Genomic DNA, 17237 nt, shown 5'->3' on the forward strand with positions numbered 1-17237 from the left:
GCACAAGTGAAGGAACGTGTTAAACATTATAAGTTGCATTCTTTGCAGGATTTTGAAGCGCAGATATGGATACACAGGATTCTAGGGTGAGCTTTCAAGAAGCATAAGTTTAAAAAAACAAACAGCGAATCTCCCATGGCGGGGGTTCGCTGTTTATTTTATGCTCGATCCTGAAGGGGACGAAGACTCGCTGTTAATGTTATGCCATTACCAGACTAGAAAATACGGTGCTTCCAGCCGTTGAGCTTCGCTACGGCTTCAACATAGTAGTAGTCGCCATAGATCAGCGACACATCTGTGAGCGAATCGCCGCTGGCGGCTCCATGCAGCAGAATGGCTTCATGGTCCGGCTGGTCCCAGGTGGCATAATTCTCTGTAAGTGAACGCAGTATGCGCTCTGCGGCATCCGCATACACGCGTTTCTCGCCCGGCGGTACAAGCTCTGCCAGTTCCAGCAGGCCAGAGGCGGCGATTGCTGCGGCCGAGCTATCTCTGAACATGCGCTTGTCATCTGCAAGCCGGAAGTCCCAGTGCGGCACGTGATCCTCCGGGAGAGCCGCGATGAAATAATGGGCGATGCGCTTGGCGGTATTCAAGAAGCGCACGTCCCCGGTGTTACGGTAGGTGTTCGTGAAGCCGTACAGCCCCCAGGCTGAACCCCGGCTCCAGCAGGATTCAGGGGAATATCCCTGTCCGCCGAAGTTCTCAATATAAGCGCCGGACTCTGCATCGAAGGACAGAATATGCCTGGTGGACCCGTCCTCGCGCACACCATAGGTCATTGCTGTCTCCGCATGGCGGGTAGCAATATGGCTGTAGCGCGGATCGCCGGTGATCCGGCTGGCCCAGAAGAGCAGCGAGATGTTCATCATGCAGTCGATGATCACCCAGCCGTGCTTGTCCCCGTTCCAGGCGCGGATGAACCGGCCAGCCGGATTATAACGTGCAGCCAGGTAGTTAGCCGCTTCAAGTCCCCGGCGCAAGCCCTCTGCATCACCTGTAAGCGTATGCTTGATCACCGCAGTAGCCAGGAACTGAAAGCCGACATCGTGATGCAGCTCTTCGGTCGGCTTCGCGAACCACTGTCCAATCGTTTCGTCCCAGGGCCAGGCAGTATCCTTATAAGCATCCTTGCCGGTCATATCATACATAACCCAGAGTATTCCCGGCCAGAAGCCGGAGGTCCACCAGTCAGTCCCGGGATTATCGAATCTGCCGTCTGCTCCCGCAGCATGAGGACTCCGCTTCCCGAGCGCCTTGATCATGCCGTTTACTTTCGGTTCCAGACGGTTCATTACTTCCTGCCAATAAGCTGTAGTCATCGCTGATGCCTCCACTTGAATTAGATTATGGCCTCAGTATAACGCCTCTGGCGAACCGGAAGTTGTCATTTGATATCACGAAATGTTGTTATATTGTCCTATTCCTCGCAAGTAGGCTTTCAGGTTCCCTTGCGGTATTGCAGCGGAGAAAGGCCAAGTACCCGCTTGAACAGCTGGTTGAAGTAGGAAGGATTCGGGAATCCGACAGCGCTGCCGATTCGCTCCACCGTCAGGTCCGTCGTCTCGAGCAGCCGGCAGGCCTGCTTGAGACGACGGGCGGTAAGGTAGTCGACCAGGCGGCCGCCTGTTTCCTGATGAAAAATCCGCGAGACATAGGATTTCGAGAGGTGAGTCTCCTCCGCAAGCTGCTCCAGATTCACCTCTTCCTGATAATGCGCTTCAATCCAGTTCATGATTTGCTCCGAATAGCGGAGCTTCCGCCGTTCTCCGGTATGAATCAGTGACTGCTCCCCTGTTCCCAGGCAGCTTAACAACTGCAGAAGCAGCATCGTGATATCCTCGGTATCTTCCCCGGATGATTTGCTCCGGCACTGATTGTAATTCCCATAGATCCATTCCATAGTCTCCAGGCGGTCACCAAGATCGAAGCCGCAATAGGGATTGCTGCCTTGCCATAACGCATTGAACACCGCTTTACGTTTGGCGAAGCCCTGCAGCAGATGCTCTGCTGTCAGGGGGTCAAGATAGAAGATCGTCCGTATGAACGGGCATTCGGGTGAGACGTCCGAAGAAATCCGGTGCAGCTGATACGGCTGGAAAAAGAAAAGCATGCCCGGCCGGATATCATACATCTGCTGATTCACAACAATGCTGCCCTGCCCGCCGTGTACGAACATGATCTCACAGCACTGATGCCAGTGGTAATATCCCTTGTAATAATCGTCGGTATAGATGCGGTAGTCCCAGATCAGCGACTGCCGGTTCGCAAACAGAACAGGCTCGAATAGCTGTTTCATCCTTGGTTTACGCTCCTGTCATGACAAAATAAAGACATTTTATGGTTTCTATTATAACGTTGACCCTACCAGGGCGCTACAATAAAACAGGAGCTTCACTCTATGGATTAGCTTAGGAGGAAGCGGCGCGCTGCCTCACTTTGTGTACTACGAGAATAAGCAGTGGAAGTGCGAGCGAATAGGTTAAATTCCAGTCTACCCAGTAAGGGGGGATTTCTTTGACATAAAAGATGATGTCCTTGGAGATGAGCTGTGAAAGTCCGTAGATCAGGAACGCGACAGGGAAGATTAGAGGGCGGTGGCTTTTCAGCTTGAATATTTGCGCCGTTCCGAGCACAAAGGCATAGAAGTAGAGTGCTGTTTTGAAATAGGTCGTGATAATCCAGGCGGTAGCCATCAGCGCTTCAAGCCGCTGCAGGAAGTTGGCGATATTGATTTTTTGGGCCAGGATATAGGCGGCATAGAAACTATGCTCCGAGAAATAGACGCCAAGAACGGTCAGCGAGAGAAACAGAATCAGGTTCAGACCTACGGAGCCTATGCAGAGCGCGATGAAGATATCACGGTTAATCTTACTGTTCTTAAGGGTGTAAGGATAGACCATGAAGAATACGCAGATCTCTCCGAAGGGATAGAACACGCCGATCATGATCGAATGCAGCATATCCGGCAGGGGTGTAGTCATCATGGGATAAACACGCTCCAGCCGGACCTGCGGAAATAAGAGCAGCATCAGGGCCACCAGGAATAAGGCAAACAGCGGAAAGAACACCTGCGCTGCCCGGCCAACCGTCTCAAGCCCCAGACGCAGACCGTACACCAGCAGAACAATGCTCATGAACCGGATTACTCCGCCAGGAGTTCCCTCGTAGATCTGGGTACACATGAAATCCTCTATTTCCCGGACATACGTAGAGGCCGCGATGATGAAGAAGAACAGATAGTACCCGCCTACCGCGCTGCCTAGCCATTTCCCCAGCACCTGCCGGCTGATCTCAATAATATTTTGGTCCGGACTGATATTTGCTACTACAACAAACAGGAAGACTAGTGCAATCCCCGGCGGAATACTGAACAAGGCGGCGATCCAGGCATCCTGATGGGCTTCGGAAGTCATGGCTGCAGGATAGACCAGGGCCATATCCCCGATAAAGGTGAAAAGACCGAGGATTACCAACTGCGCTGTGCTGATCCGCTCTTTTTCAATACTCATCTCTATCCCCCCTTTATATGTGACCTCCAGGGCCTATGAACCCGGAACCCTCTTAGTATGGCATCCCCTTCCAGAATTATGTGAATCAAGTGCAGGTCTGAATTTGAGGAATAATTATCAAGCAATGCTACCAAACTAACCTGAATAGAATGTTCACGGGAAGGAGAAGTGGCCCGGATGAAGAGTACGGTGGAGGGAGAGTTATCCAGCCGGCTGGAGGTCAATAATGAACAGCTGTACAAGGTGCTGGGCGAGAGCACTGACCTGGTGAGAAAACAGCTGAAGCTGGGAGAGCATACGGAGCTGGCTATTTTTTATATTGATGGCCTGATAGATAATCAGCTGCTGCATAATTCGATTCTGTATTCGCTTCAGGAGGGACGGACCTCGGCTCTTCTGGAAGAACAGGACCCTGATAAGAAAATAGAAATCTTGACCAGCCGTGTGCTAATGGCCGGTGATCTTACCGTGGTTCAGGATTACGCCAAGTTCGTACACGACCTGTTATCCGGCAACGTGATGCTGATGGTGGAGGGGACGGCATCAGCGCTGCGGATCGGGCTGCCCGGCTGGGAAGACCGGGGTGTAAGTGAGCCGAGCTCGCAGTCTGTGGTCCGCGGACCGATGGAGGGGTTCAGTGAGAATCTGCGGACCAACACCGCGCTAATCCGCCGCAAAATCAAAGACAGTCAGCTGTGGCTGGAAACGATGCAGATCGGCCGCGTCACCCAGACCAGTGTCTCGATTATGTATCTCAGCCATATTGCGAATAAAGAGCTGGTGCAGGAGGTGAAGCGGCGCCTGAACAGCATCGATACGGACAGTATTCTGGAGAGCGGCTATATCGAGGAATTTATTCAGGACAAGGTGGCGACCCCCTTTCCCACGATTTATAACAGTGACCGGCCGGATACCATTGCGGCAGGCATCCTGGAAGGGAAGGTGGCAATCCTGGTCGATGGAACCCCTTTTGTGCTGCTGGCCCCGACCGTATTTGTCTCCTTCTTTCAGTCGGCGGAGGATTATTATCAGCGGGCGGATATTTCTACCCTGCTGCGGTTCATCCGGTTTCTATCTTTTTTTATCACCTTGTTTGCCCCTGCGTTCTATGTGGCTATCACAACCTATCATCAGGAGATGATCCCGACCAATCTGGTGATCAGCCTGGCGGCCCAGCGGGAGACGGTGCCGTTTCCGACTTTTGTTGAAGCGCTGATGATGGAATTGACCTATGAGATTCTGCGGGAAGCAGGCGTACGTATTCCTAAGAACGTGGGCCAGGCTGTTTCTATCGTCGGTACGCTGGTTATCGGGCAGGCGGCGGTTGCGGCGGGGTTCATCTCCTCGGCGATGGTTATCATTGTATCCATAACAGCGATCTCAAGCTTTGTGATTCCCGAAGCCGGGATGTCCATCGCCGCACGAATAATCCGGTTTTTCCTGATTGCACTGGCCGGGTTCATGGGGCTGTACGGAATATTGTGCGGAGTATTCATAGTGGTGCTGCATCTCGTCAGCCTGCGCTCCTTCGGCGTTCCTTATATGAGTCCGCTGGGGCCCTTCAGGCCAACAGACCTTAAGGATTCGTTCTTCAGGTTCCCCTGGCCGTTCCTGAGAACAAGACCGCAAGAGAATAGAATCCAGAATCTGTATCGCCAGAACAGATCCAAACGCGGAGGTTCCTGATATGACAAGCCGTATAAAGAGAGCCGTCGCTGTTTGCCTTCCCCTGCTGCTGCTTTCGCTATTGCTTAGCGGGTGCTGGGAGAGGAAGGAGCTGAATGAACTGGCTTTTGTGCTGGCGCTGGGCCTTGATAAAGCGGAGAACGGCTACAACGTAACGATGCAGGTGGTCATCCCCTCTTCTATCTCTTCGCAGAATTCGGGAGGAACAGGGGGGAGCGGGGTTCCCGTAGTTGTCTATAATTTCACAGTGCCAACAGTCTATGAATCCCTCCGCAAGTTCAATCTGATCAGCTCCCGTTCTCCCTATCTGGGCCATATTCGTGTGCTGGTGATCGGAGAAGAGCTGGCACGGGAAGGGGTAGGCGAGACGCTGGATGTGATTAAAAGAAGCCGGGAGCCGCGTATGGACTTCTATGTGATGGTTGCACGGAAGACTACCGCCGAGAACGTTCTGAAGGTGCTGACCCCGCTGGACCGGCTGCCGGCCACTAAATTATTCAGCTCCCTGGACAAGTCCTACAGGATTTCATCCAAGACCGTCGCGGTCACATTGGATCAATTCATCGAGGACCTGCTCCTCCAAGGGGAGAGTCCGGTGTTAACCGGAGTGGAGGTGGAGGGTGATCCCGAGGCAGGCAGCGAGAAAAGCAACGTGGAACGGACAGACCCCAGGACGAAACTTCGCTATGAGGGTGTTGCCGTATTCAAAGGGGACAAGTTGCTTGGCTGGATAGATGATGACTATACGGTTGGCTTCAATTACGTGACTGATAATGTCACCAAAAATACGGGACACTTCAAAGACGAAGCCGGAGGTCTGATCATTATAGAGGCGCTTACTTCCGTTACCAAACGGAAGGTGAAAATCATAGACGGCGAGCCACATATATATTTGAGCGCCGAAACACTATGCAATGTGCAGGAGGTTGAAGGCGCGGATAAGCTGGATACGGAGGCCAAAATCATATCACTGGAAGAGGAGACAGAGGAACGGGTTGTAAAGCGGATGAAAGATGCTGTAGAGGGAATCAGCAGGCAGTTCAATGTGGATATCTTCGGCTTCGGGCAATCCATTTACCGCAAGAGCCCCAAGGCATGGGAGAGGCTGAAGGAACGGAAGGGAGAAGGCTATCTTAAGACCCTGCCTGTCCATTACGAGGCCAGTGTGACGATCAACCGGATCGGTACAATTGATAATTCATTTTATGAAGATATTAAGGAGTGAGCCTGTATGCTGCTGGTGTTGATGTTTGCTCTGATTGCCGCAGGCTGTGCAGCCATGGATCTGTCCTCCCTGAAGGGCAGGCAGAAGCAGCGCGATCGTGTGGTGTGGGGTCTGCTCTGGATCGGCGGAATGGCGGCCACGATATGCACGCTGCTCAAAATCCAGGTTCCCAGCCCGCTGCTGCTGATTATATTCATCTACAAGCCGATCAATGATTTGGTATCTTCATGGTTCTGATCATGAGTTCGGAAATCCCGGCAGGCCTTCTCGTTGAAGGCCTGTTATTTGTCATGCACCGGTAGTTTTTCGTAAATGTCGAATTGAGATTGACGAATTGATTTTATAGTCGTATGATGTGTTATAAAGTTCCTGAGTATTAATAAGTAACTATATAATAAAATAATAACAACGGGAGGAATGAAAGTGGAATCATCTACATTTGTACTTTTTGGCGCAACCGGGGACTTGGCGAAGCGGAAAATCTTCCCCGCTCTATACAACCTGTTCACTGATGGCAAGCTTTCCGGTCCTCTCTCAGTCATTGGACTGGGCAGAAGGGAGCTCACTAATGAGACGTTCCAGCGTCAGGTGCTGGACTCCCTGCGCACCTTCTCGCGCCGTTCGGTAGAGGATACAGCGGCGCTGCAGAATTTCCTGCAGGCTTTTGAATATAGTGTGCTGGATGTTGGGCGTCCTGAGGATTATGTGAAGCTGCTTGGGCATGTACAGCGCCGGGAGGAAGAGCTGGGGCTTCCGCAGAACCGGATGTTCTACCTGTCAGTCGGTCCCGAATTCTTCGGGGAGATTGCCGGTAATATCAATGCCAGCGGACTCGGGAATACCAAGGGCTGGAAACGTCTGATCATCGAGAAGCCGTTCGGACGGGATCTGCAGTCGGCGCGTGTGCTGAATGAGAGCTTGAGCGCAGCTTTTGCAGAGGAGGAAATCTTCCGGATTGATCACTTCCTCGGCAAGCCGATGGTACAGAACCTGGAGGTGCTGAAATACTCTAACCCTGTGCTGCGGGCCTTGTGGCAGAACCGGTATATCGCGAATGTCCAGATTACCGCCAGTGAGACGGTGGGTGTGGAAGAGCGGGCGGGTTACTATGATAAGGCTGGGGCGCTGCGTGACATGTTCCAGAACCATATGCTCCAATTGCTGATGATGATGGCGATGCAGCTTCCGAAGGGCAGTACACCGGAGGACGTCCGCAGCAAAAAACGGCATGTCATCCGTTCCGTCCGTCCGCTGCTGCCCGAAGAGGTATCACAACATGTAGTGCGCGGCCAGTATGCAGCGGGGGAGATGCGCGGACAGCAAGTGCCTGCGTATACCGCTGAACCGGGCATCGCAGCCACTTCACAGAATGAGACGTATATTGCAGCACGCCTATGGATTGAAGATCCGCTGTGGAACGATGTGCCGTTCTACATTCGTACAGGTAAGCGCATGAAGGAGAAATCCACGCGGATTGTTATAGAATTCAAAGAGCCGTTTAATGATGTGCATAACAAGAACCGTAACAAGCTGCCGCTTGACCCTAATCTGCTGGTGATTGATATTGGCCCGCATGAGGGCATCTCTCTGACTCTGAATACCAAGAATCCGCTTCAGCACGGGAAGCTTGAGCCGGTTAGCATTAAGCATGAGCCGGGCAATCCTGATGTGCCGGAGGCTTATGAGAATCTGATCTATGATGCTATGCTCGGCGACGCTACGTTCTTTGCCCACTGGGAGGAAGTAGAGTTGTCCTGGCAGTGGGTTCAGCCTATAATCGAAGCAACAGCAGATGGCAGCCTGCCGCTGCACCTGTATCCTGCCGGATCTAACGGCCCGGCGGCGGCAGATCAGCTCCTTGGCGAGTTCCACTGGTGGCTGGATGAGCCGGAGAATGCAGAGCCTGCACGCGTTCACCGTACAGCCGGGATAGAGCCGGAAGTCATCCGGCCGGGAGCGTAAGCGGCGGCGGTAACAGCAAGCGGACAGAGTTAGCTAATATATGACTACACAATTCGGAGGGATTCGTAATGAAAGTCGGTTTAATCGGACTTGGCAAAATGGGCTTCAATCTGGGCCAGAACCTGCTGGAGCATGCCCATGAAGTGGTAGCGTATGATGTGAATCCTGCTGCGGTGCAGGAACTGGCCGAACGCGGTGCGTCCGGGGCAGCAAGCCTGGAGGAGCTTACGGGCCAGCTTGATTCTCCGCGCGTTCTCTGGATCATGGTCCCCCATACTTTTGTGGATTCAGTAATTGCTGAACTGACGCCGCTATTATCCAAGGGAGATATCATTATTGAAGCCGGGAACTCTCATTATAAAGAGTCGATCCGCCGTCATGAGGAGCTGGGTGCCCACGGAATTCACTTCCTGGATGCAGGAACCTCCGGCGGAATGGAAGGCGCGCGCAATGGGGCCTGCTATATGGTTGGAGGCGATGAGGAAGCGTGGGCGGTGGTCGAGCCGCTGTTCCGTGACACTGCGGTAGAGAACGGATACCTGTACGCCGGCAAATCCGGAAGCGGACATTTCCTCAAGATGGTGCATAACGGCATTGAATACGGGATGATGGCTGCGATCGGTGAGGGCTTCGAGGTGCTGGAGAAAAGCGGATATGACTTCGACTTCGAGCAGGTGGCCCGCGTCTGGAACAACGGCTCGGTCGTACGCTCCTGGCTCATGGAGCTGATCGAGCGCGCCTTCTCCAAGGATGCCAAGCTGGAAGACATCAAGGGCGTCATGCATTCCTCCGGGGAGGGACGCTGGACACTGGAGACCGCCTTCGATCTCCAGGCAGCGACTCCGGTCATAGCCATGGCTCTGCTCATGCGCTACCGGTCGCTGGAGACCGACACCTTCACCGGCAAGGTCGTCGCCGCCTTGCGTAACGAATTCGGCGGCCATGCGGTGGAGTCGAAGTAAGCAGCGGCAATTAGGCTGAAGCGGTGATATCAGGGGGCTGTCCCAAAGCCATGAAATGGCTGTTTGGGCAGCCTCTACTATTTCGGCTTTGGGCGGAGCAGTGCTTTTCCCGCCAATGGAGAAGTACTGCTCTTTGTTGTGCCTGCACAGAGAATCAGACAACCCGCCCGAAGCATATAAGTACAGAAACATGAAAATGGACGGGGGAGATGGCAGGTGTCCCGCAATCAGGAATTCAGAGTCTATCTGGTCACGAAGAGAGATATTTTACGGTTTGTCGTGGTTGAAATCATTATCGGCAGTATGACGTATAAGCTGGCTTTGAACCTTTGTCATAATGCGATTCTGGCGGGGGCGGGCGGCTGGGCCTGTACGGAAGGGCTGAAGCGGCTGGTGAAGCTGGGCGGGTGATGGGTAATAACGGGGATTCCCCGGATTGTCTATCTGATGTACTATATATAGAAACAGATTAGACATAGATAGACAGACAGAGGGAATGGTGATGCACAGATGGTTAACCTACTGGAAGTATTACACAAAGAAATTATGCCGGCAGAAGGCTGCACTGAACCGATTGCGGTAGCTTATGCCGTCTCGTTGGCGGCTGAGCTGGTTGAGGAAGAGATTACAGGAATCGAGCTGTTCCTCAGCGGCAATATCATCAAGAATGCGATGGGTGTGGGGATTCCTGGTACAGGCCAGACGGGCTTGCCGATAGCGGCTGCCCTGGGTGCGGTGGTGCGCCGCTCGGAGCGGAAGCTGGAGATTCTGTCCGGGCTGACCCCGGCGGAGCTGGCAAGTGCAGAGGGACTGCTGGAGCGTAAGCTGCTGGAGGTTGAGCTGAAGGATACGCCGGAGAAGCTATATATAGAAGCGAGAGTACACAGCAAGAACCATACCGCCACAGCGATCCTGGTAAAAGAGCACACGAATGTGCAGTATCTGGCGAAGGATGGCCAGCGGCTTGAGCCGAAAATGGACAAGGCCGACTGCGGAGACCCGCTTAGTCTGGACCCCGAGGTATACTCGGTCTCACTCGAAGATATCTATGCCTTCGTTCAGAATACACCATTCGGGGATCTTCGCTTCCTGCTGGAGGGAGCGGTTATGAATAAGGCGATCTCGGAGGAAGGGCTGCGCGGGGAGTATGGTCTCCAGGTGGGCCGGAAAATGAGCCAGCAATCCGCCCTCAATCTGTTCGGCGCGGATGTGGCGAACCGGATCATTGCCGCAACGGCAGCCGCATCCGATGCACGGATGGACGGCAGTGCCATGCCGGTAATGACGACGGCGGGCAGCGGCAATCAGGGGATTGCCTGTACCATGCCGGTCATTGCCCTGGCCGAGCTACTCGGCAAGGATGAGGAGACCCTGGCAAGAGCGATGGCGCTCAGCAATCTGATTACCATCCATGTGAAACATTACATTGGCCGTCTGTCCCCGCTCTGCGGCTCAGGCATTGCCGGTGGAGTGGGGGCGGGCAGCGGCATTGTCTATCTGATGGGCGGGACGCTGGCGCAGATCAAGCACTCCATCCAGAATACGATTGCCTCTACTTCCGGCATGATCTGCGATGGTGCCAAGCCAACCTGTGCGCTCAAAATCTCAACGGCCACCAACGCGGCCATTCAGTCTGCCACTCTCGCCATGAACAATATCTCCGCGGGTCTCAATGACGGTGTCATCTTCGAGAAGGTGGAGGATACAATCAAGAATATGGAGACCCTGGTCCAGGAAGGGCTTGCCGCCACAGACCAGGCGATTCTGAATATCATGCTCTCCAAGGGAGCCGCTTCTTCATAGGGAGCAGGACAAGTGCTGGATGTCTCAGCATTTAGCGTTTGTAATCCGGCTGCGGCAACGAAACGGGCTGTGGATTGGCAAGTACCCAATTCACGGCCAATTCGCATAATCTGGCCGGCTCATCATTGCCGTTGCCATGGCGCAGGTATCCGGCTAATTCCGCCGCTTCCTTCAGGTGCGCAGGGTCCAGAGGTGTGCCCGAGGCGAAGTGCCGGAGCAGCGCATTCAGCATTTTACGGAAATCGGCATCCCAGTTGCCTCCGCCGTTATTCATGATTTCATGTGAGATCCGGCCGGTGATGCGAATGACCTCTCCCTGCACGGTGAGCGCATGTCCTGACGCCGGGATTAGTAATTCCCACAGCTCCTGGTGCTGATCCTGCCATCTTGTGCTGTTTACCTCGATCTTGGAAACGCCGTCATGCATCACCCGCGCTGCTACAGGCTCCACATCGAACAGCTTGTACAGGGATTCGAGTGCATCTGCGGTTTCACTCAAGCGCTCTTTATTGAAATTGGATCTGGCGAATTCAAATGCTTTGCCGATCTTACTCACGGATTCTTGCATCTCCGGTGTGATCTCCGCTCCGGCATCAAGCAGGATCTGCGAGATTTCCAGCATGCTATCGATATCGCTATTCCGGCATTGTAATAAGGCTTTGGACAGCGGGGTGTTCCCCGACTTATTTACCGCATGGACATTTGCGCCATGGGCCACCAGATCCCGTACCGCCTGAGTCCGGTAATAGTTAACCGCAGCGTGCAGCGGGGTCTGGTTCTGATAATCCAGGGCTTCCAGCTCTGCACCAAGCTCCAGGAATAATGGAATATTGCCGGACCAGGTTCCAGCCTGGGAATACAGCGGGGTACGCTGGTATTTGTCCCTCGCATTAATATCGGCACCCTGCTCCACCAGCCAGCGGACCAGCTCATCCGGAATCTGCCGCATGCTGAGCGCGGGTTCTTTGTAATATCCCAAGGTTGCATCCCAATCACATTTTTCAAAAATAGCTTTTAGTGCATCGACATCCCCTGATTTAACCAGCTCGCCGAAGTCGGCGGGTAAGGTTTTTCTCTTTTTGCCCATTTGCCCATTTCTCCTCCCTAAAATGATTTCCCATGATATTAGTACAGCACTTCCACATTCTTCTCGGACAACAGCTTCAGCCACGCCTCCGAAGGCTTGCGGTCGGTAATCAGCACATCGATCCGGCTTAGCTCTGCGAGCCTCGCGAAGGCCGTCTGGTCGAACTTGGTATGGTCCGCGAGCAGCACAACCTTGTGTGCCTGGCGCAGCATATATTTCTTCAGCTCACATTCCGGTTCATTGGAATCGGTGACCCCGCGGTCCATATCGAGGGCCTTGCAGCTGATTACGGCGGTGTCCACATTGTAGCGCTGAATGGTCTCATGGGCTACGGGGCCGACAAGCGACAGGGAACGGTGGCGGAGTGAGCCGCCTGTAGAAATAATGCTGTGGCTCGAACTTGCGAACTCATGGAGAATGTTGATCGAATTGGTGATGATCGTCAGATTACTTTTATTACCCAGCAGCTTCAGGAATTCAAACGAAGTCGAGCTGGGGTCGACCATCAGCGTATCCCCGTCATTAATCAGATCCAGCGCCTGGATCGCTATTGCGCGTTTGATATCCGTATTGAGTGCTCCCCGGGTCAGAAAAGGCAGGTCCTCATTGGTATGCCTGTTCAGCATGGCTCCGCCGTAGGTCCGGCTTACAATGCCATCCTTCTCCAGCTTCTCCAGATCTCTGCGAATCGTCTCCTCTGTCACCTCGAACATCCGGCTCAGATCGGACACCAGCACACGCTTGTCCTGATGGACAAGGTCGATTATTTTTTTGCGTCTTTCGGCAGCGAGCATACGTATCACCTTTCCAGAGTTGATAGTCTTAATATAGCCTGTTATTTCTGTGTTGTACAACACAATTCACCTGATTTGCTCTGAAACCCACAATAATGATTGCTTATTTCCCGTAAAACAAACAATAAACAAAGAAAAACAACTTATTTAGTGTTTAAAGTGTTGACAACACAGATTAACGGCGATACGATGAGAAGGTCAACAGGGAGATGTGCGCTTACAGTGTTCATTAACTATTTACGTGCCCGGGAGGCTGGTTAAGCAATGAGTACTCATGTCTATTATGTGCCGTCGATTAACATGATGGGGAAGGGCTGTCTGAAGGACATCGCCCCATACATTCAAGAGCTGAAGCTGAACAAGGCGCTTGTGGTCACAGACAAGTTCCTGATGAAGAGCGGAATCGCCGGAAGGCTGCTGGCTGTGCTGGAGGAGGCGGGGATTCAGTATGTGGTATATGATGAAGTGAAACCGAACCCTACCTGCAAAAATGTTCATGACGGCGTAGATTTCCTGAAGCAGCACGAATGTGACTATCTGATCTCCATCGGCGGCGGCTCGCCGCAGGATACGGCTAAGGCCATCGGCATTGTTGCCACCAACGGGGGGCATATTGCCGATTATGAAGGCGTTCACAAATCCAAGAATAAATCTCTGCCGATTGTCGCGGTGAACACGACGGCCGGGACTTCAAGTGAAGTGACGATCAACTACGTGATTACAGATGAAGAGCGCAAGATCAAGATGGTCATGGTAGACAAGAACAGTATCGCCACCATCTCGGTGAATGATCCGGAGCTGATGGTCGATAAGCCTGCTGCGCTGACGGCGGCTACGGGCATGGATGCACTGACGCATGCGATTGAAGCGCTGGTCACTCCAGGCGCATATCCGGTAACCGATGCTACGGCACTGGCTGCGGTGGAGCTGATCTTCGGCAATCTGGCGCGGACGGTAACGAACGGACAGGATATTGAAGCGCGTGAGCAGATGGTCTATGCGATCTTCCTCGGCGGCCTTGCCTTCAATAATGCAGGCTTAGGCTATGTGCATGCCATGGCCCATCAGCTTGGCGGGGTGTATGATCTGCCGCACGGCGTGTGCAATGCAATGCTGCTGCCTTACGTGGAAGAAGAGAATGCCAAGCATGTGCCGGAGAAGTTCAGAGCGATTGCCAGAGCGGCCGGTATGCAGACTGAAGGACGCAGCGACAAGGAATGTGCGGATTACGTCATTGAGGCGATCAAGGCCTTGTCCAAGGAGGTTGGCATTCCTGCCAAGCTGTCCGAGCTGGGTGTAGCGGAAGTAGATCTCGATCTGCTGGCTGAGAACGCCATGAAGGATGCCTGCGCGCCCGGTAATCCTTTTATTCCTACCAAAGATGAAGTAATCGCGTTATTCCGCAAAATTCAGTAAATCACCTCCCATAGAATAGGAGATTCCCTATGACCTATCATATCGCCGTCGATATCGGCGCCTCCAGCGGACGGCTGGTTCTCGGACAGCTCGTGGACGGGAGCCTCCAACTGGAGGAGATTCACCGTTTCAGCAATGGCTTCACAGAGCAGGAAGGCTCCTGCTTCTGGGATATGGATTATTTATTAAATGAGATTATTAACGGGCTTCGTAAAGCGAAGCACGCAGGAATTCACGAATGCACCCTAGGTATTGATACCTGGGCGGTAGATTATGTGTTGCTGGATGCTGATGGTAAGCGGATGAACGAGGTCTACGCCTACCGTGACCACCGGACCGATGGGGTGATGGAAGAAGTCGGGCGGCTCCTTCCGCCCGAGAAGGTCTACGCCAAAACGGGCATTCAGCAGCTTCCCTTCAATACGCTGTATCAGCTATATGCGCATGACCGGGAAGAACTGAAGGCGGCCGATCAGATTCTGCTGGTGCCGGATTATCTCTACTACCGGCTCGGCGGACGTAAGATGAACGAGGTTACCAACGCATCCACGACGCAGCTATTGAATCTTGCGGCCCGTGATTTCGATGCCGAGCTGCTGGAATTCCTGGGTCTGCGGCGTGAACAGTTCGCTCCGTTAACCGAGTCTGGGGAAGATCTCGGCTTCATTACGCAGGAGCTGCGCGCGGAGTATGATCTGCCGGAATGCCGCCTGATCTGCGTGGCTACGCATGACACAGCATCTGCGGTACTCGGTGTGCCTGCTCAGAAGGACCGTGCGTCAGCCTATCTTAGCAGCGGAACCTGGTCTCTGATGGGAGTAGAGCTGGATCACCCGATCAATAACAGCAGAGCGATGGCCGCTAATTATACCAACGAGTGGGGCGCTTACGGGACTTACCGGTTCCTGAAGAATATTATGGGCCTCTGGCTGATTCAGGAAGTGCGCAGACTGGACGGCGGAAGATTTAGCTTCGCGGAACTCGCAGAGCAGGCCGGTGAATGCCCAGGCTTCCGCAGCCTGATTCCCTGCAATCATCCGCGGTTTTTGAACCCGGACGATATGATTCAGGAGATCCGCCAGGCCTGCCTGGAGAGCGGCCAGCCTGTGCCGCAGACTACGGGCGAGCTGGCCCGCTGTATCTTTGACAGTCTGGCGTTATCCTACCGCAGTCATCTGGCTGAGCTGGAAGAACTCACCGGGGAGCTAACCCAAGTGCTGCAGATTGTTGGCGGCGGCGCTAACAATGGGCTGCTGTGCCAGCTGACGGCAGATGTTACCGGCAGGGAGGTGCTGGCCGGACCGACCGAATCCACAGCCCTGGGTAATCTGGCTGTGCAGATGATTGAGGCGGGGCGCATGGCAGATATCCATGAAGCCCGGCAGATCATCTCACAGTCCTTCGCGATTCAGTCTTATCTTCCACAGCCGGTTCCTCAGCTGGCGGAGCTGCTGGTCCGCTGGGAGCAGCTTCATCCGGGAGCGGATGTTCACAATACGTATTAGGAGGCAACAGCATGGATCAGAGCATCATTAACAGCTACAACGAAGCCAAAAAATTATATGCAGCCCATGGAATTCAAACGGATGAGGTACTGGAGAAGCTGGCGCAGATCAAAGTATCGCTGCACTGCTGGCAGGGCGATGATGTAAGGGGCTTTCTGTTCAAGGATAAAGAGCTGAGCGGCGGCATTGCCGTGACCGGCAGCTACCCCGGACGGGCCGGTACACCGGATGAGCTGCGTCAGGATCTGGAGAAGGCCCTCTCGCTGATTCCCGGCAAGCATAAGGTCAATCTGCATGCGATCTATGCCGATACGAAGGAGCAGGTGGATCTGGATGAGCTGGCGCCGCGCCATTTCAAGAATTGGGTGGAATGGGCCAAGGAGCAGGGCTTAGGCCTTGATTTCAATCCGACCTGCTTCTCGCATCCGAAGGCGGCAGACGGGTTCACCCTGAGCCATGCGGACGAAGAGATCCGCAGCTTCTGGATTAAGCATTGCAAGGCTTCCCGCAGCATTGCTGAGCACTTCGGCCGCGAGCTGGGCCAGCCGTGTGTGACGAATTTCTGGGTGCCTGACGGCTACAAGGATACTCCGGTAGACCGGCTGGCACCGCGCATGCGACTGAAGGAATCGCTGGACGAAATCTTCAGCGAGGAGCTGGATCCGCAGTACACTATCGATGCCGTGGAGAGCAAGCTGTTCGGTATCGGCTCGGAGAGCTACGTTGTCGGTTCGCATGAGTTCTACATGGGCTACGGCCTAACACGTGGTAAGGCCATCTGCCTGGATGCCGGGCATTTCCATCCGACGGAAGTGATCTCGAACAAGCTCAGCTCTATCCTGATGTTCAGCGAGCAGCTGCTGCTGCATGTCAGCAGACCGGTCCGCTGGGATAGCGATCATGTGGTCACGATGGACGATGAGCTGCTGGAGATTGCCCGCGAGCTGGTTCGCGGGGATCTGCTGCCGCGTACGCATATCGGCCTCGACTTCTTCGACGGCAGTATCAATCACCTGGCAGCATGGGTAATCGGCACGCGCAATACGATCAAGGCGCTGCTGCGCGCTATGCTGGAGCCGGTAGAGGAGCTTCGGGCCATTGAGCGGGCCGGAGATTACACCTCACGGCTGGCCCTGGTGGAAGAATTCAAGTCCTACCCGTTCGGTGCAGTCTGGGATTACTACTGCGCTTCGCAGGGAACCCCAGTCCGCGAGCAATGGCTGGCTGAAGTGAAGAGCTATGAGCAGGATGTATTGGCTTTAAGATAAGATCAGGCTGCTGAAAT

Annotated in this window: 15 protein-coding genes; 10 read left to right on the forward strand and 5 right to left on the reverse strand. The window is 53.8% G+C overall.

Annotated features, from left to right (window positions below; genetic code table 11):
* Positions 1-215: 215 nt before the first annotated feature.
* The 3 genes from C173_RS11235 to C173_RS11245 form a co-directional block, all read right to left on the reverse strand.
* On the reverse strand, positions 216-1322 hold the full coding sequence (locus C173_RS11235) for a glycoside hydrolase family 88 protein (protein WP_036724826.1): 1107 nt from the start codon (positions 1320-1322) through the stop codon (positions 216-218).
* 119 nt (positions 1323-1441) lie between these two features.
* A complete protein-coding gene (locus tag C173_RS11240; protein WP_036724829.1) occupies positions 1442-2299 on the reverse strand; it encodes an AraC family transcriptional regulator in 858 nt (285 codons plus the stop codon).
* Between the two features lie 112 nt (positions 2300-2411).
* Positions 2412-3512: a GerAB/ArcD/ProY family transporter gene (locus C173_RS11245; RefSeq protein WP_036724830.1), complete on the reverse strand. Its 1101-nt coding sequence runs from the start codon at positions 3510-3512 to the stop codon at positions 2412-2414.
* A 177-nt stretch (positions 3513-3689) separates the two neighbouring features.
* On the opposite strand from C173_RS11245, the gene C173_RS11250 reads away from it, so the two are divergent.
* The 7 genes from C173_RS11250 to C173_RS11280 all read left to right on the forward strand — a co-directional run bounded on the left by C173_RS11250 (position 3690) and on the right by C173_RS11280 (position 11150).
* The gene (locus C173_RS11250) at positions 3690-5198 is read left to right on the forward strand and encodes a spore germination protein (protein WP_036724831.1); all 1509 of its coding nucleotides are present in this window, start codon (positions 3690-3692) and stop codon (positions 5196-5198) included.
* 1 nt (position 5199) lies between these two features.
* On the forward strand, positions 5200-6423 hold the full coding sequence (locus C173_RS11255; RefSeq protein ID WP_036724833.1) for a Ger(x)C family spore germination protein: 1224 nt from the start codon (positions 5200-5202) through the stop codon (positions 6421-6423).
* A gap of 6 nt (positions 6424-6429) precedes the next feature.
* Positions 6430-6660, forward strand: coding sequence for a hypothetical protein (locus C173_RS11260; protein ID WP_235191856.1), 231 nt, complete (start codon positions 6430-6432; stop codon positions 6658-6660).
* Positions 6661-6846: 186 nt separating this feature from the next.
* On the forward strand, positions 6847-8385 hold the full coding sequence (gene zwf, locus C173_RS11265) for a glucose-6-phosphate dehydrogenase (protein WP_051477972.1): 1539 nt from the start codon (positions 6847-6849) through the stop codon (positions 8383-8385).
* Between the two features lie 68 nt (positions 8386-8453).
* Entirely contained in the window at positions 8454-9347 is an 894-nt protein-coding gene (gene gnd, locus C173_RS11270) for a phosphogluconate dehydrogenase (NAD(+)-dependent, decarboxylating) (RefSeq protein ID WP_036724835.1), read from the forward strand.
* A gap of 216 nt (positions 9348-9563) precedes the next feature.
* Entirely contained in the window at positions 9564-9758 is a 195-nt protein-coding gene (locus C173_RS11275) for a hypothetical protein (protein ID WP_036724838.1), read from the forward strand.
* Positions 9759-9857: 99 nt separating this feature from the next.
* Positions 9858-11150, forward strand: coding sequence for an L-cysteine desulfidase family protein (locus C173_RS11280; protein WP_036724840.1), 1293 nt, complete (start codon positions 9858-9860; stop codon positions 11148-11150).
* A 31-nt stretch (positions 11151-11181) separates the two neighbouring features.
* Here C173_RS11280 and C173_RS11285 read toward each other — a convergent pair whose 3' ends face one another.
* Together C173_RS11285 and C173_RS11290 are read right to left on the reverse strand one after the other, a co-directional pair.
* A complete protein-coding gene (locus tag C173_RS11285; protein WP_036724841.1) occupies positions 11182-12237 on the reverse strand; it encodes an ankyrin repeat domain-containing protein in 1056 nt (351 codons plus the stop codon).
* A 38-nt stretch (positions 12238-12275) separates the two neighbouring features.
* On the reverse strand, positions 12276-13031 hold the full coding sequence (locus tag C173_RS11290) for a DeoR/GlpR family DNA-binding transcription regulator (RefSeq protein ID WP_036724867.1): 756 nt from the start codon (positions 13029-13031) through the stop codon (positions 12276-12278).
* 264 nt (positions 13032-13295) lie between these two features.
* On the opposite strand from C173_RS11290, the gene C173_RS11295 reads away from it, so the two are divergent.
* The 3 genes from C173_RS11295 to rhaA are packed head-to-tail and all read left to right on the forward strand — an operon-like array spanning position 13296 to position 17220.
* Complete coding sequence (locus C173_RS11295) at positions 13296-14447, forward strand: iron-containing alcohol dehydrogenase (protein ID WP_036724842.1); 1152 nt, start codon at positions 13296-13298, stop codon at positions 14445-14447.
* A 29-nt stretch (positions 14448-14476) separates the two neighbouring features.
* Positions 14477-15952 carry a rhamnulokinase gene (gene rhaB / locus C173_RS11300; protein ID WP_036724844.1) on the forward strand — a complete coding sequence of 492 codons (1476 nt, stop codon included), beginning with the start codon at positions 14477-14479 and terminating at the stop codon, positions 15950-15952.
* Positions 15953-15963: 11 nt separating this feature from the next.
* Positions 15964-17220: an L-rhamnose isomerase gene (gene rhaA, locus C173_RS11305; protein WP_036724846.1), complete on the forward strand. Its 1257-nt coding sequence runs from the start codon at positions 15964-15966 to the stop codon at positions 17218-17220.
* The last annotated feature ends 17 nt before the right edge of the window (positions 17221-17237 follow it).

The organism is Paenibacillus sp. FSL R7-277 (genome assembly GCF_000517965.1).
GTDB lineage: Bacteria > Bacillota > Bacilli > Paenibacillales > Paenibacillaceae > Paenibacillus_AQ > Paenibacillus_AQ silagei.